Raw genomic sequence first — 15,547 nt, forward strand, 5'->3', positions numbered from 1 at the left:
AGATAGTGTTTTGTTTTATTTAAAATTTTTTCGCTGCCTCTCTAGCCTCTGTTTTTGCTTTTTCTATTATTTCTTGTGCTTGATCCGGATACCTCATGTGTCCTTCGATAAATATCCCATCAAAGGAAGAGATTCCATAGAAGTTCATCATCATTTCCAAATACAGATGGCCCATTTCCATCTCTGCATCTGGTCCATTTGAATAAATATCTCCTCGCGCTTGAATGTGTATGGCTTTTTTTCCTTTTAGTAAACCGACCGGTCCCTCAGTTGAATATTTAAAGGTTTTTCCAGAAACAGTCACAGCATCAATGTATGTTTTCATTATTGCTGGGATTGTGAAGTTCCACAAAGGCGTGACAAATACATATTTATCCGCTAAAAAAAATTGTCCGCCTAATTCTGCTAGTCGTCCTACCTTAGATCTTTCAACGGATGATAAATCGCTGAAGGAAGCACCTGAACGAAGCTTTTCCCAACCGTTAAATACATCAATGTCAAGATAAGGTATATTTGCTTCGTATAAATCCAGATGGACGATTTCATCTTGAAGGTGCAATTCTTTATATGTATCAATAAATACTTTTCCTACAGACATACTGTACGATTTAGACTCATCATGTGGATTGGCTGTAATATAAAGAACATTAGCCATTTATTATTTTCTCCTTTACTGTATAAGATGCAGATTCTTTGCTGTGTTTTCGTATTCTAACGGACAAGTTCGTTTTTACATTCATTGCAAATTCACTACTATTTACTCACTCATCCAACTTTCACTCCATTGGCTAATCGGACCTAGAATTTTTCCTAATTCTGTCCCCTTCTTTGTCAATAGATACTCTGCTCGAATTGGTCGCTCTGTGACAATGTGACGGACAACTACTCCGTGTTCCTCCAACTCTTTCATTCTCTCTGTAAGCATGCGCTTGCTTAAATCAGGAATGATCGAATGGATTTCATTAAAGCGTTTGGGTCCACTCATTAATACGTAAATGATTAAACCCGTCCATCTTTTCCCTATTAATTCAAAACTTTTTTCTATCTTAGGACCTAAAGTTGGCTGTTCATCCATATCTACTGTTTCCTTTCCCTTTTTTAATATAAATATCTTATATGGTTAAAGTACCTTGTTTACATAAGAAATTATACAGAGAAAAATGGATAATAACAAAAAAATGATTAAAATACTTGACGAACCATATTCAAAGAGTTAATTCAGTTACATAAAGTTATCTAGATTATTAAATGTAACCTATTTTTAATAGGGAGTGATAAAATCTACTATAACGGCAAATAAGAAGTAAGTTTTTTTTACTATTATATCTCGAATTAGAGATTATTCAATTAAAATATATTTAAATCAAAGTAAAGTTATAAAAAAAATATGGTTTATATCTTTTTCTTTTGAAAGGAAAAACTCATGGAGATCATTCAGGTTATAGGTCGATGCTTATAAATCAGCATATGCAGCAGCTAATTTCGGTGTGGTTGGCTTTACCCAAACAACAGCATTAGAAACAGCTAAAGTTGGCATTCGTTTAAGGCTATCCTTTCTTATTTTATTAGATAAGAAAGGATAGCCTTTTTAATGAGTTATACTTTTCAAGTTCCTTTGCAGCCGCCAACTTTTGTTTTGATAAAGTCTGCTTTCTTAAAAGACTGAATAAAATAAGTACACATATGTTGCTGTGATTCATTTTTCCTCTAACTTTTAGAGTTATATCATTTCACTGTCCCCGTCCCATCAACATTCTTTTCCAAAGTTATTGAGCAACGCACGCACTTCATCTGTTGATTTCGTGTTCATCAATTGATTTCTTAATTGACCAGCTCCAGGGAATCCTTTGACGTAAATTTTGAAAAAGCGATGAAGCCCTGTGATCGAACGTGGAAGTGCTTCCGCATATTGATCTTGAAGATCAAGCTGCAATCTTAAAAGATCAAGATATTCTTTACTGCTATGCTCTTTTGGCTCTTTTTCAAAAGCAAAAGGATTTTTAAAAATCCCTCGCCCGATCATTACGCCATCAATACCATATTGTTCAGCAAGCTGCAGCCCTGTTTGACGGTCAGGAATGTCTCCATTGATTGTTAGCAGCGTATTGGGTCCAATACGGTCACGTAATTTCTTGATTTCCGGAATTAACTCCCAATGTGCATCTACTTGGCTCATTTCCTTTCTTGTTCGTAAATGAATAGAAAGGTTCGCAATATCCTGTTTTAAAATATGGGTTAGCCACTCCTCCCACTCACTTACATCCTCATAGCCAAGTCGTGTTTTCACGCTGACAGGCAGTCCCCCCGCTTTTGCTGCTTGAATAAGTTCTGCTGAAACGTCGGGACGCAGAATAAGGCCACTACCTTTCCCTCTCGACGCCACATTCGGTACAGGGCAGCCCATATTAATATCGATGCCTTTAAATCCTAGCTCTGCCATGCCAATACTCATTTGACGGAAATATTCGGGATTATCCCCCCAAATATGTGCCACCATTGGCTGTTCATCTTCTGTAAAAAGCAAACGGCCACGCACACTTTTCATGCCCTCTGGATGACAATAGCTGTCCGAGTTTGTAAACTCTGTGAAAAATACATCCGGTCGACCGGCTTCACTTACTACGTGACGAAAAACAAGATCTGTCACATCTTCCATTGGTGCAAGTACAAAAAATGGTCGTGGTAAATCACGCCAAAAATTATCTATCATTTCAAACTCAAATCCTCTCACTATGAATACAACTTAAAACTCTCGGTCAAAAAAATATCAAGCCATATGTTCCACTTCTTTTACACTTATATCATGTTTAATAACTTATTATCAAACACAACTCCATTTAGTCATTTATAAGTTGTGAAATCGGCAATATTTATTTTAACTAAAATCGGTCCTGAATGGTATTTTTAAAAACAAAAAAGCAGATGGTATAGATTTTATCTATATCAACTGGTTTTCTATTATACCAACTCCAACCACGCGACCGCTTCACAATGTGTGGTCTGTAATTGACACACGATATGCTGGCGGGTTTATTCATTCTCCACTAGAAGTTCAACAGTAAATGGTTTTAATTCCTTAGCTGGGACAAAGCTTGAAAAATTAAATAGCAACATTGGATTTTCCGGATCGACCTTAATAAAAGTGCCTGGCATCACCCGAATATTGTCAAGGGTATTCCGACGAATTAGGGTAGTGACAGGCTCTTACTCAAGTTCTTGATAACAGCTTTAACTTTTTTATTTGAACCTGTATGAAGAAGCCAAGAAAACCCGTGACTTCAGTCGTGGGTTTTCTTGGGTTTTCTTGGGTTTTCTTGGGTTTTCTTGGGTTTTCTTGGGTTTTCTTGGGTTTTCTTGGGTTTTCTTGGGTTTTCTTGGGTTTTCTTGGGTTTTCTTGGGTTTTCTTGGGTTTTCTTGGCTTTTTGGTTTTTTCATGCCTTTAAAAGATATATACAAACATACGTTCTAAATTATAAAATATTCATAAAGGGGAGGTGACCATATGAGCAAGGAAAATGAAAGTAAAAAAGAGTATCGAACCTATCAAATGGATATTAAAAACGGACATAAATTGTATAGATATTTCGATGATCTATGTGCAAATAGTAATAATCTGTACAACACCGCCAATTTCTATATCCGACAGGTCTATACTGCTTTGAATCAAGATAAACCTTTACAACCATTGCAAAAGGAAGTAATGGAAGCGATCCGAAACAACCTTCAAAAAATGAATGGTAATCAAACAAAAGCCTATCATAAAAGATTGAAAAAAGAGGAATTAAAACCAAAGGAACAACGAAAAGAAATCAAGCTCAATCTTTTTGAATGGCCAACCAAAGAAAAATCTTTTCTTGGATACAACTTTCTTGATTGTTTGTTTAAAACAATGAAACAAAAAGATTATTATTCGTTGCCAGGTCAAATCAACCAACAAGTCCTCCAAAATGTGATTCAAAACTGGAAAAGTTTTTTTGAAAGCCTAAAAGATTACAAACTTCATCCAGATAAATACAGTGGCAGGCCCTCTATTCCGGGATATCTACCAAAGGGCAGTCGGAAAGAAACGATTCTTTCTAATCAAATATGTAAAATAAAAGAGGAAAAATATCTTCATTTTCCTAAAACAAAACGGAGGTTAAATATCGGAAAAACAGCTCAAATGGGCGGTCATTTTCAACAGGTAAGAATTGTACCGAAATATGATGTTTTTACCGTAGAGTTTGTCCTTTTGATCGAAAAAAAAGAAGAGGTAGAAGTCAAAAAGGAACGATGCATGGGGATCGACTTAGGACTTGATAATATGGCCACAATTATCACCAACACCGGTATGACCCCCGTTCTTTTTAAAGGTGGACCCATAAAATCGATTAATCAGTGGTATAACAAAATGCGTAGTCACTATTACGCTGCCCTTCGTAATGGGAAAAAGACGAATGAAGGCCCTTTTAACTCCAAAAGATTGGTCGGTTTAGATCAGACAAGGTATAGAAAAGTAAAAGATTTCTTTCATAAACTAAGTTTCAATATTGTTAATGTTGCAAAAGAAAACGAGATTGATACCATTGTTATTGGAAAAAATGTTCATTGGAAACAAGAAATCAATCTGGGAAAGAAAAATAATCAAAACTTTGTTCAACTCCCGCATTCTGTTTTGATTGAAATGATCACCTACAAGGCAAATTCTGCGGGTATATCAGTAATGGTAACGGAAGAAAGTTATACATCGAAAGCAAGCTTTTTAGATGAAGATGATATCCCGACCTATCAATCGGGGGATAAAAAACCATCTATCTTCAGTGGAAAACGAATAAGCAGAGGGCTATATCGCTCCCAGAATCATATTCTCATCAATGCGGATGTAAATGGAGCAGCAAATATTCTACGAAAAGTAATCCCAAAGGCTTTTGCCAATGGGATAGCGGCGGTGTGTTCCTCGCCACAAGTGGTCAATGTGCTTTAGCACTAACCCTGAAACTCGTGACTTTAGTCATGAGAGGTTCATTTTAATATGGTTGCTTGAAGGAATTCTTTTGTACGTTGCTCTTTTGGATGATCAAAGAATTCATTTGGCCGATTTCTTTCGATAATTTTACCATCGTCCATGAGGACAATCCAATCAGCAACCTCACGAGCGAAGCCCATTTCATGGGTAACCACTACCATGGTCATTCCTTCATCGGCTAACTCCTTCATTGTTGCCAATACCTCACCAACAAGCTGCGGATCAAGGGCAGATGTCGGTTCATCAAAAAGCATGATATCCGGCTTCATGGCCAGCGACCTGGCAATTGCCACACGCTGCTTTTGACCGCCTGACAATTTGCTAGGATAAACATTCGCCTTATCCTCAAGACCCACCTTTTGGAGCAACTCCTTTGCTTCGGCAATGGCCTGGTCTTTAGGGGTTTTCTTTACCATGGTTGGTGCTTCAATGACATTTTCAAGGACGGTTTTATGTGGGAATAGATTAAAGTGCTGGAAAACCATCCCCACCGTTTGGCGGACATTGTTAATATTGTGGGTTTCCGGGCTAATCTCTTCCCCGCGGATTAAAATTCTCCCACCTTCCCTTTTTTCTAAAAAGTTAAGGCATCGCAGCAGAGTACTTTTACCAGAGCCAGATGCTCCGACCAAGCAGACAACTTCACTTTCATACACGGACATATTTATATCTTTTAATACATGTAAACTGCCATAAGATTTATGTAAGTTTTCTATTTTTATCATTTCTCGTTCATTCACTTTATCGTCCTCCTATCGATCACTAACTGCCAATCTCTTTTCGAACAAGCTCACCAGCATTGTTAAGACTGCAACAAGTACTAGATAATAAACGGCTACTATTAACAAGTAGGTCATTTCATCGAAATTATTGGAACCCAGCGTTGTCGAAACATTGAACAGTTCATTCATGGAAATAAAGGCTGCCAGAGATGAATCCTTAAGTCCAATAATAAATTGGTTTCCAAGGGGAGGCAGTGCCCTCTTGAAAGCCTGTGGAAGAATGATACGGCGCATTGCTAGTATTCTAGTCATGCCGAGAGAGCGTGCCGCTTCCATTTGCCCTTTATCAATGGACTGAATCGTCCCCCGAAAAATTTCTGCAATATAGGCACCGTTATGGAAGGCGAGTGCAAGTGCCGCTGCCCAAAAGTCAGGAATGAGGAAAATTCCGCTGAAGCCAAAATACAGAATGAAAATCTGGACAATGAGTGGAGTTCCCCTTACAAGGAATACATACGAATTTGAAATATAGCCCAATACTTTAATCCTTGAAATTTTTAAAAGAGCAAAAAATAATCCGAATAAAATACCAATTAAAATAGAGACAACCGTAAGCTTTAACGTCAACAGCGCTGCATCTATGAAAAGGTTTTTGCTACTGATAAACGTATGTAAAAAGTGCGAAAAACTAGGCAAAATAACGACATCCTTTCTTTCTAATGATTAATCTATTATTCTGGTTTTTTCGTAATATCCTCCCCAAAATACTCTTGACTGATTCGGGATAGTGTTCCATCGTTACGAAGTCTTTGAAGTGCGTCATTAACCCGTTTAAGCAGGATTGGATTATCCTTCGGAATAACAATAGCCTGCTCGCTTCGCTCGATTAACTGCTGCCCCTGAATTTTGAATCCTTCCTTTTTTGCACTTTTACCAGTAACAAAATCGGTAATAACGGCGTCATGCCGGCCAATACTTAGCGCTTTTAATGCCGTAATATCACTGTCGTACATTTTAATATTGCTGGTATACTTTTTGGCTGTATCCGCATAGGTGGAGCCCTTTGCTACGGCAACTTCTTTTCCTTTTAAGTCATCTACTGTTTTAATCTTGCTGTCAGGTCTTGTGAAGATCTGTGGACCTGAGTAATAGTAGGGTGTGGAAAAAGCAACTTGTTTGGCGCGTTGGGGGTTAATGGTGTGGCTGGCAACGGCTGCGTCTGCCCGTCCCGTTTTAATGCCCTCGATGAGTCCTTTGAATTTCATCCTCTTCTGGACTGGTTCAAGGCCCAGTTCTTTTCCGACTGCGTTTCCTACCTCAACATCGAAACCAGTCATAGATAAATCATCATTGGTAACATAGCTAAAGGGCTTAAATTCTCCTGAAGCTGCAAAAATAAACTTCTGCTTATCTATCAGCTTTGTTCCATCTGCCAGCTGGTCCTTTTGGATACAGCCAGTCAGTATCCCTATCAGAAACAAGCACGATAGAATCATTATGTATCGTTTTTCCATGCTTGATTTTCTCCTCTCTCTTTCAAGCTATACCGTTACTTTCCCAGCATTTATGAAAAGGACTGTTCTTCTGCTTCAGAAGCAGAAGAGCAGTCCCCATGTTTCATTCTCGAAGCTCGAAAGTTTTGCAAGCTGTTTCTTCCACAGTATCAGCCTTTCTGCTGCCGTGTGGACCTATGACATAAATGGAGTCAGCCACACATTGGTCGCCATCAGCCCAATACTTGCAGTTTTTAACATTACATTTCACATCCAATTTCATATCTTGCCACCCCCTCTAAAAGGTTTTCTAATTTAATACCCCCGTCAAAGTTGGTTGAAACAGGATTTTTCCACCATTGCTTTGCCACTGCCATAAATAAAAAAGGCCCTCATCATATATGAGAACCGGGACTTAGTATTTTGTTTACTATTCTTGAGGATTGCTAACCGCTTTCCCTTCCAAGCCTTCATATTCGCGGCCCCACCCTGTGATTACAGAGAACAATAGAACCAAGAACAGTACCATGCAATAAATCATCAATAAGATCCTTCAATTCCACACAAAAAAACCCTTAAAAATGCTGTAAATACAGCCTTTGGGGTTTGCTAGATTTTGCCGGAAATACAACATTTCCAAAAAAAGAGCCCATTCTATTTTTGAAATGGGCTCTTGACGTGCTGAGAAAGAGAAACAACTATGTATTTCGTTACAATCTTTAGATTATTTACAATTTTTTAACTTTAAGGAAAATAATCCATGTAATATCATTGCAAGTAGAGGCAAGTTCAATTAATTACCTTTTTTCATTGAACACTACTTAAAAATGATACAGATTACTAATTCTATGTTGCTTTTCACAAAAATGCCCTAAAAGTACTGAATCGTTATCGTGCCACATTTCGCTTTGGTTTCAATCTTTACCTTAGTATTAACATCGCATTCACTAATAATGATCATAGATGTTAATATAAAAAATTACATATAGGAGGTATTTCTATGTTGAAGAAATCGATGTTGTTTGTTTTGGGGTTGGTTCTGTCGTTTGCTGTTTTTCAATTTGACATGTCGACAGCCTCGGCGCAGCCGCCCGGAACACCGTCCTTGTCCACCGCCCAATCCCAGCTGAATTCGCTGACCGTCAAATCCGAAGGCTCCATGACAGGCTACTCTCGTGACTTGTTCCCGCACTGGATCAGCCAAGGCGGTGGCTGTGACACCCGTCAGGTGGTGCTCAAGCGCGACGCCGACTACTACAGTGGAAACTGCCCCGTCACGTCCGGCAAGTGGTACAGCTACTACGACGGTATCACCGTGTACTCACCGTCCGAAATGGACATCGATCACATCGTCCCTTTAGCCGAGGCGTGGCGCTCCGGAGCCAGCAGCTGGACCACGCAAAAGCGCCAGGACTTCGCCAACGACCTCAACGGCACCCAGCTAATCGCGGTGACCGCCAGTGTCAATCGTTCTAAGGGTGACCAGGATCCATCGACGTGGCAACCACCGCGTTCCGGCGCCCGCTGCGCGTACTCGAAGTGGTGGATCAACACCAAGTATCGTTGGGGCCTAAGCCTGCAGTCGTCGGAGAAGACCGCACTGCAGAGCATGCTTAACACCTGCTCCTACTAAGTCCGTTATTGCTTCTTCAAGTAAAATCAACCGACCGTTTGTAGTACTTGCAGCGCAACTATCCAACCACAGAAGGGAGTCACTCACATGGAAAAGAAGACGTCAATCTTCACCGCAACCCATGGTGTAATGACCAATGAGGTCGGCGTGATCAGCGGGAAGCTTGAATTGCGCACCACCTGCGATGACGACGGTGCCCTCACGCTCGCCATCACATATGTTGGCGCCGAGGAGTGGTACACGCTTCCGGGTAAAGACTACCGCCTGCACGATTTGCGTGATCACGAGGTCGTCCACCGCATGCTCGCTACCGTTCTAGAGCGCTCTTGAGACGCTTACCTTGATTTGCTGTGCCTGTCACAACCCGAAGTTTGCTAGATTTTGTCAAAGGTGCAACATTTGCAAGAAGAGCCCATTTCTATTTTTGAAATGGGCTCTTTGAATTATTTTAATACTACTTTTGCTACACACTCCACATGTCCGAGTGTATGTGGCAACACATGAGAGGTTGGTGACCAGGTATTTACGACTCTAGCAAAAATTTTTTTAGGATGCAAAGCCCTTTCTCCAATTCATCGGAGTCCTTAGGAGATGTTAGTGATATACGAACAAATTGGTGAGCTTCATCTTTTTTGACCAAGAAACGATGAGAATGATAAACATGAATCCCCCGGGTTAAAGCAATATGCTCAAACTGGTTTAGCTGCCATTTTTTATGCAATGGTAACCAACGAAAAAAACTAATAGGATTTTCAATCGGATGATCGGTTTGAAAATATTTCTGGTAAATCCAATTCCGGTCTTGTGAAATTTCCCTCTTTTTCTTAATGATTTTTTCAGCAGTCCCTGTATTAATTAATTCTGTTATAATTTCTGCATTTAAGGCAGATGTTTTTACATTGAGATTAAAAATTCCATACGTAATTTTTTCAACAAACTGATTGGCGTAAGCGATAAATGCAACTCGAATACCAGAGCAGAGTGATTTGGCAATACTCAGGATATAAACAAACCTTTCCGGCACAAAATGTGATATAGGGAAATAGCCAAGCGGAGCTAGGAAAGAGTATACGTCATCCTCTATTAAAATGAGCCCGTGTTTATTGATGACCTCTGCTATTTCCTTTCTGCGATTCATATTCATAGTTACAGCAGTAGGATTATTGCAAGAGGGACTCAAATAAATTCCCTGCAATGAATTTGTTCTGCAGACGGCATCTAATCTCTCCGGCTTCATGCCAAACTCATCCCCCTCAATAGGGATTAATTGGATATTCAATATTTTGGCCAGTTCAATAAAATTAGGATAAGTATATATATCCACCGCTATTTTATCTCCCGGATGAAACAAGGCCATTAGAATCAATGAAAACGAATTTTGCCCTCCTGAAGTGATCGCAATATTTTCAATGGGTACATCCATGTTAAAGCGCTGCATCCACTTTTTGGCTGCCATTCGATGATAAGGCATTCCCAACGGGTGTCTGTAATCTAATAAATTTTCCAGATAATCTTTGGTGGCTATTCTTTTAATCGCTGTTGCGACTAATGAGTTTGTGCTATCAAGGGGCTTGATGATCCCCATCTCTATATAATTCTTATTCTCATCACTTTCTGCCATGAAAATAGCATTTTTTATATTGGGAGTAACAAAGGTCCCCCTTCCGGTAACGGCATAGATTAATCCTTTCACTTCGCATATTTTAAATGCCCTTGTGACAGTGCTGAGGTTAATATCAAGGTAATCTGCTAATTCCCGTTGCGGTGGAAGTTTCGTGTTGGGTGCAAGAAAGCCATTGAGAATATCATATTCCAGCAAACTGGCAATCGATCGATACAATGGAGGGATAAGCTGTTTTTTATCCGGCTTCCACGACATAGGATAATTTTCAAATGAATTAACTGGCATAAAACACCCTCCACGAAAAATTGTATTGCATACAATTATATCATTGAAGCCATACAATAAGGATGATAAGGTAGTGTACATACAAATTATTTTTAAAAGTGAGGGAAGGATGTTGAACATAAGTGATAGCACTTTGTTGCGGGAAGAAAACAGTTTCTTTGCCGGTGTACGGGATTGTCTGCCCACTGTACTTGGTTACTTAAGTATTGGATTTGCGGCCGGTGTTGTGGAAAAAACAGCAGGACTTTCGATTGTTGAAATTGGACTAATATCCTTGCTTTTATACGCAGGTTCTGGCCAGTTTATTGCTGCCGCGATGATTGGGGCTAATAGTCCCACTCTAGCGATTATCTTTACTATTTTCTTTATTAATCTCCGCCATCTGTTAATGAGCGCGGCTATATCGCCTTATTTCCGTCATCTTTCCCCCTTCAAGAATATATTAATCGGTTCTTTACTTACAGATGAAACATTTGGTGTGGCAATGAATGAAGCAGCAAGTAAGAAATGGCTCAGCGAAAAATGGATGTACGGTTTAAATATAACCGCTTATTTAAATTGGTTCATTGCCAATCTTGCAGGAGCATTTTTCGGAGAATGGATTTCGAATCCGGAAAAATTCGGTCTTGATTTTGCATTGCCGGGTATGTTTATTGGCCTTCTTGTCCTGCAGATGTTCAGCCGAAGAAAATGGATGAAAGATGTTCTTGTTGCACTAAGTGCTGTTGCCATTGTTGTTGGGGTAAGCTTAGTGGCATCTGGAAGCGTGGGTGTGATTGTGGCGACAATCATTGCCTCAACCATAGGAATGGCGGTGGAAAAATGGAAGTAAGGTGGTCTATCTTCTTAATCATTTTAGGCTCAGCCCTTGTAACATTCATTCCAAGAGTGCTTCCAATTGCGATTCTAAGTCGTGTTGAACTGCCAGATTGGACCATGAGATGGTTGAACTACATTCCCATTGCCGTTATGGCAGCCTTAGTGGGGCAAGAATTACTAATGCCAAACGGAAAATTGGAACCTGTGCAAAATAACCTTGAACTAATCGCCGCGTTGCCTGCTTTTATTATTGCCATTGTAACACGCAGTTTATTAGGAACTGTTGTAGCTGGAATCATCTCTATAATGGTATTACGTTTTTTGTTTTAAATTGGTAAAGCATTGTCATGACCCGAAGTTTGCTAGATTTTGTCGAATGAACATCTTATGCAAAAAAAAGAGCCCATTTCTATTTTTGAAATAGGCTCTTTGAATTATTTTAATACTACTTTTGCTACGCACTCCACGTGTGTGGTCTGCGGAAACATATAAAAAAAAGCGCCTGTCACCACCCGGACTTTGTCGATTTTCTTGACTATATTCAGGAGCGACAGTTTTTTTATTTCGAAACTATTTTCGCCAGGGCTTCAACATATGCAGAGTGTGTTTGCCAACACATGGGATGTTGGTGAGTATTTTAAAAGGCTCGGTCCTACTTATTTAGAGTCGAAAGGGCGCTGCCCCCCTCTATATCGAAAAGGAGGACTGCTCACATTAACAGTCCCCGATTCCGAATAAAGTATCCCTTTAAAAATTTAAGCAGACAACTGCTGCCGGCTGGATTTCATTTTTCTAGGTTTACCCGCTTTTCCGCCAAGCCATTCATACATAATCGGTATCACCAAAAGGCAGATAAGCGTGGAACTAATCATACCGCCAGCCACCACAACTCCTAGTGTCTGCGAAACAATGGTATTCGCATTATTGGAGAAAGCTAACGGCAGCAATGTCAAGATTGTTGTCCCAGCTGTCATCAATACGGGTCTAACCCTTGTCGCGGTTCCAAGCAAGATCGCTTGCTTCGCTTCTATCCCGCCGGCGAGATTCCGTTCAATTTTATCAACCAGCACGATTCCGTTGGTCACCACAATCCCGGCAAGCATCAACACACCAATCAATGCCGCAAGATTCCATTCCATTCCGAAAACCGCCATGCTCCACACCGATCCAATCAGCGCCATCGGTACGCACATCAGAACGGCAACAGGGGCATACCAGCTGCGGAACACACTGCTTACAATTATCAAAACCAGCAGAATCGATAAAGCGAGAGCAAGACCCATCTCGACGACCATTTGCTTCACCTGCTGCGAAATTCCTCCCAGCGAGTATTCCACACCCGGTGGAAGATCCAACTCATTCATGGTCGCTTTTACCTGTTTGGTTACCTTGCCAATATCCCTTGTAATAATATTACCCGTCACCGCGGCAAACGGACGTCCGTCCCGCTCGCTGATTACCGTTTGGCTGCTCGTTTCCAGCGTCGTGAGTTCCGCTAATGATACCTGCGAACCATCCTTGGCCGTGAACATTTCATGACCGATTTCGGATAAAATCGTGGTTTCCGGGCTCGGATCCGCTGCGGAAATTTGAAAATCCTTATTGTCCAGCTTAATGGCAATAGGTGTATGAATGTCACCGGAGGAAATATCCATCCTCACATCTTGAGGTAAGTAATTTTGAATCCCGTTAAGGACCTCATCGACATTAATTCCTAAGCTTTGGATTTTTTCCTGATTCAATAAAAGATAATGTTTGATGGGTGCATCCGCATCATTAGCCGCTCCTTCGATACTTAATCCGGGAATCATCTGCAGCTTGCTTCTTGCGGAAATGCCGGCTGCGGCTAACTCCAGCTGGTCTCCCCCTGTCAAAATGACCTTTAAACGGGAATCATCGCCGGAAATATTTTGATTCGATACAGTATAGACAGCCGTTGTTGATAGTTTTCCCAGCTCCCCGCGCAGATCTTTTACAAAGGAATCAATATCAACTTGATCCTTAATCCCGACGTTAACATAGGCGATATTTTGCTTTTGCATCCAGCCGCCGCCTTCGTCAAACACATCATCAAACATAGGTGTGAAGGTCGAACCAAGCGTCGAAGAAAATGTCTCGATATCCGCATTATTTTTTAAGATGGTTTCAATATTTTTTACCTCGGCATCCACTTCAGACAGCTGGGCTCCTTCCGGAAGCTCAACCTGAATGGCAGCATCATTTGAACTGCCTCTTGGAAAAAAGTTCACCGGCAGGAACAGGGCTTCAACGATCGTCGCTGCAAAAATCACCAACGCAAAACCAACCACGACTTTTTTCTTCAAAAATGCCCATTGAATCATTTTTCTCGCTTTTGGCTCGATATCCCAAGACGCTGCCACTGGTTTATGCTGCCATAATAGATGGGCTAAAGCCGGGACGACAATAATCGAAACGGCCAGCGAGGCTGCAAGGGCAATCACCACGGCCCAGGCAAATCCGGAAAATGCCGAACTGATCATGCCGCCGATCATGGAAATCGGCACAAACACGGCAGCCGTCGTAGCTGTGGAGGAAACAATCGCCGGAATCATTTCGGCAGCCCCTCTGGCCAATTCTTGTGCCGTAATCAGCCCGTTGTGTTTTTCCGTCTGCCTCCGGTACATATTGTCCATTACGACAATCGAGTCATCGACCACCCGTCCCATCGCCACAATTAATCCGGAAATGGTTAAGATATTTAAGCTGACGTCCATCGCTTTCAGGATGGCCGTAGTGAACAGAAGACAGATTGGCAGTGTTAAAGCAATGATCAAGGTAGAGCGGATATTTCGGAAAAATAAAAACACACAAATGACCGAGAATACAATGCCCAATAACCCTTCCTTAACCAACCCTTTTAAAGCAGAGTTGATATCTTGTCCCTGATCCACTAAAACGGAAAGCTTTACGGCATCCGCTTGGATCTCCGGGATTTCCTTGATTCTATCATTGATTCGTTCGGTCACATCCGTAATGTTGGATGATGGTGTTTTTAAAACATCCAGCAGGACGCTGGCCTGCCCGCCTGTTCGGGAAATGGTTTGTAAGTCCACAATGCTGGACTCGACGCTGGCGATGTCGGCCAGCCTTACGGATTCCCCGCCATTAACAGGAATGGTTACTTGATTTAAGTCCTCACTATTGATTTTCCAGCCGGTAATACGGAGGGGCATCGTGACTTGCCCAGCCGGCCCGCCTTGTTCTTTTATGGTTCCTTGCGGCCACACCGGATGCATAGACGAAAGGGCCGCTTGCACATCTTTAATAGTCAAATCATATTTTTGCAAGGCATCCGGCCTTACTGTCAACACATATCCGTCAGTTCCAGCCCCAGTAACACGAACCTCCCTTACTCCTGAAACGCGTTCGATTTCATTTGCTACTTTCTCTTGAACCGACGTACGCAGCTCATTTTCTTTCATATCTTCTGAACCTGCCGCTAAACTTAACCGCATGATCGGAAAGGAGTTCGTGCTCAGCCTTTTTATCGCAGGGGTTTTCACGTCATCTGGAAAATGGACTCTTTCAACTGCTGCCCTGACATCTTCTTCTGCTTTTTCCATATCGGTATGGCTAGGGAAAAATAGGCTCGCCATTAGACCGCCATCAAACGAGTTGGTTTCCATATAATCAAGCTTATCAACCGACCGGACCGCTTCTTCAACTTTGGCGGTAATGCTTTGTTTAACCTGTTCTGCTTGGTAGGCATCCGCCTGGATGGTGACCATAAGCGCCGTGTTATTAATCGGCGGCAGATAATCCCGCTGCATCTGAAATGCCGACATGGCCCCCCAAGCAATAATCAGCACCACGCAAGTAAGAATCAAAACCGACCGCTTCATTGTTCCTTCAATAAACCGAATCATTGGATATGTACCTTCCTTTAGAAAAGTATGTAAAAAAATACGGCCCAGAACCTGGCTTAAAGATTAACCTGCCTGGGCC

14 protein-coding genes are annotated in these 15,547 nt (G+C 41.2%); 5 read left to right on the forward strand and 9 right to left on the reverse strand.

Translation table 11 applies throughout. From position 1 onward, the window contains the following. Positions 1–19: 19 nt before the first annotated feature. From AC3ANL_RS24270 to AC3ANL_RS24280, 3 genes are all read right to left on the reverse strand, one after another. A complete protein-coding gene (locus tag AC3ANL_RS24270) occupies positions 20–655 on the reverse strand; it encodes an FMN-dependent NADH-azoreductase (RefSeq protein WP_488326873.1) in 636 nt (211 codons plus the stop codon). Between the two features lie 102 nt (positions 656–757). Continuing rightward, the gene (locus AC3ANL_RS24275) at positions 758–1,075 is read right to left on the reverse strand and encodes a winged helix-turn-helix transcriptional regulator (protein ID WP_488326874.1); all 318 of its coding nucleotides are present in this window, start codon (positions 1,073–1,075) and stop codon (positions 758–760) included. A gap of 672 nt (positions 1,076–1,747) precedes the next feature. Continuing rightward, complete coding sequence (locus AC3ANL_RS24280; RefSeq protein WP_488326875.1) at positions 1,748–2,731, reverse strand: tRNA dihydrouridine synthase; 984 nt, start codon at positions 2,729–2,731, stop codon at positions 1,748–1,750. 771 nt (positions 2,732–3,502) lie between these two features. On the opposite strand from AC3ANL_RS24280, the gene AC3ANL_RS24285 reads away from it, so the two are divergent. After that, positions 3,503–4,963 carry an RNA-guided endonuclease InsQ/TnpB family protein gene (locus AC3ANL_RS24285; RefSeq protein ID WP_488326876.1) on the forward strand — a complete coding sequence of 487 codons (1,461 nt, stop codon included), beginning with the start codon at positions 3,503–3,505 and terminating at the stop codon, positions 4,961–4,963. A 38-nt stretch (positions 4,964–5,001) separates the two neighbouring features. On the opposite strand, the gene AC3ANL_RS24290 is transcribed toward AC3ANL_RS24285, so the two are convergent. From AC3ANL_RS24290 to AC3ANL_RS24305, 4 genes are all read right to left on the reverse strand, one after another. Further along, entirely contained in the window at positions 5,002–5,745 is a 744-nt protein-coding gene (locus AC3ANL_RS24290; RefSeq protein WP_488326877.1) for an amino acid ABC transporter ATP-binding protein, read from the reverse strand. 12 nt (positions 5,746–5,757) lie between these two features. After that, positions 5,758–6,423, reverse strand: coding sequence for an amino acid ABC transporter permease (locus AC3ANL_RS24295; protein ID WP_488326878.1), 666 nt, complete (start codon positions 6,421–6,423; stop codon positions 5,758–5,760). A 35-nt stretch (positions 6,424–6,458) separates the two neighbouring features. Beyond that, on the reverse strand, positions 6,459–7,241 hold the full coding sequence (locus AC3ANL_RS24300) for a transporter substrate-binding domain-containing protein (RefSeq protein WP_488326879.1): 783 nt from the start codon (positions 7,239–7,241) through the stop codon (positions 6,459–6,461). 103 nt (positions 7,242–7,344) lie between these two features. Continuing rightward, on the reverse strand, positions 7,345–7,503 hold the full coding sequence (locus tag AC3ANL_RS24305; RefSeq protein WP_488326880.1) for a DUF1540 domain-containing protein: 159 nt from the start codon (positions 7,501–7,503) through the stop codon (positions 7,345–7,347). Positions 7,504–8,220: 717 nt separating this feature from the next. On the opposite strand from AC3ANL_RS24305, the gene AC3ANL_RS24310 reads away from it, so the two are divergent. Together AC3ANL_RS24310 and AC3ANL_RS24315 are read left to right on the forward strand one after the other, a co-directional pair. Further along, positions 8,221–8,853 (forward strand): HNH endonuclease family protein, encoded by a 633-nt coding sequence (locus tag AC3ANL_RS24310; protein WP_488326881.1) that lies wholly within the window; start codon positions 8,221–8,223, stop codon positions 8,851–8,853. Between the two features lie 87 nt (positions 8,854–8,940). Next, a complete protein-coding gene (locus tag AC3ANL_RS24315) occupies positions 8,941–9,183 on the forward strand; it encodes a hypothetical protein (RefSeq protein WP_488326882.1) in 243 nt (80 codons plus the stop codon). A gap of 193 nt (positions 9,184–9,376) precedes the next feature. Here the strand turns inward: AC3ANL_RS24315 and AC3ANL_RS24320 are convergent, their stop codons facing one another. Then, positions 9,377–10,762, reverse strand: coding sequence for an aminotransferase-like domain-containing protein (locus tag AC3ANL_RS24320; RefSeq protein WP_488326883.1), 1,386 nt, complete (start codon positions 10,760–10,762; stop codon positions 9,377–9,379). Positions 10,763–10,871: 109 nt separating this feature from the next. On the opposite strand from AC3ANL_RS24320, the gene AC3ANL_RS24325 reads away from it, so the two are divergent. Together AC3ANL_RS24325 and AC3ANL_RS24330 are read left to right on the forward strand one after the other, a co-directional pair. After that, positions 10,872–11,594, forward strand: coding sequence for an AzlC family ABC transporter permease (locus AC3ANL_RS24325; protein WP_488326884.1), 723 nt, complete (start codon positions 10,872–10,874; stop codon positions 11,592–11,594). Continuing rightward, a complete protein-coding gene (locus tag AC3ANL_RS24330) occupies positions 11,585–11,911 on the forward strand; it encodes an AzlD domain-containing protein (protein ID WP_488326885.1) in 327 nt (108 codons plus the stop codon). Before AC3ANL_RS24325 ends, AC3ANL_RS24330 begins: the two co-directional genes overlap by 10 nt. Before the next feature lie 425 nt (positions 11,912–12,336). Here the strand turns inward: AC3ANL_RS24330 and AC3ANL_RS24335 are convergent, their stop codons facing one another. Beyond that, complete coding sequence (locus AC3ANL_RS24335; protein ID WP_488326886.1) at positions 12,337–15,468, reverse strand: efflux RND transporter permease subunit; 3,132 nt, start codon at positions 15,466–15,468, stop codon at positions 12,337–12,339. Between the last annotated feature and the right edge of the window lie 79 nt (positions 15,469–15,547).

This window comes from Neobacillus sp. DHD-1R (assembly GCF_057747995.1).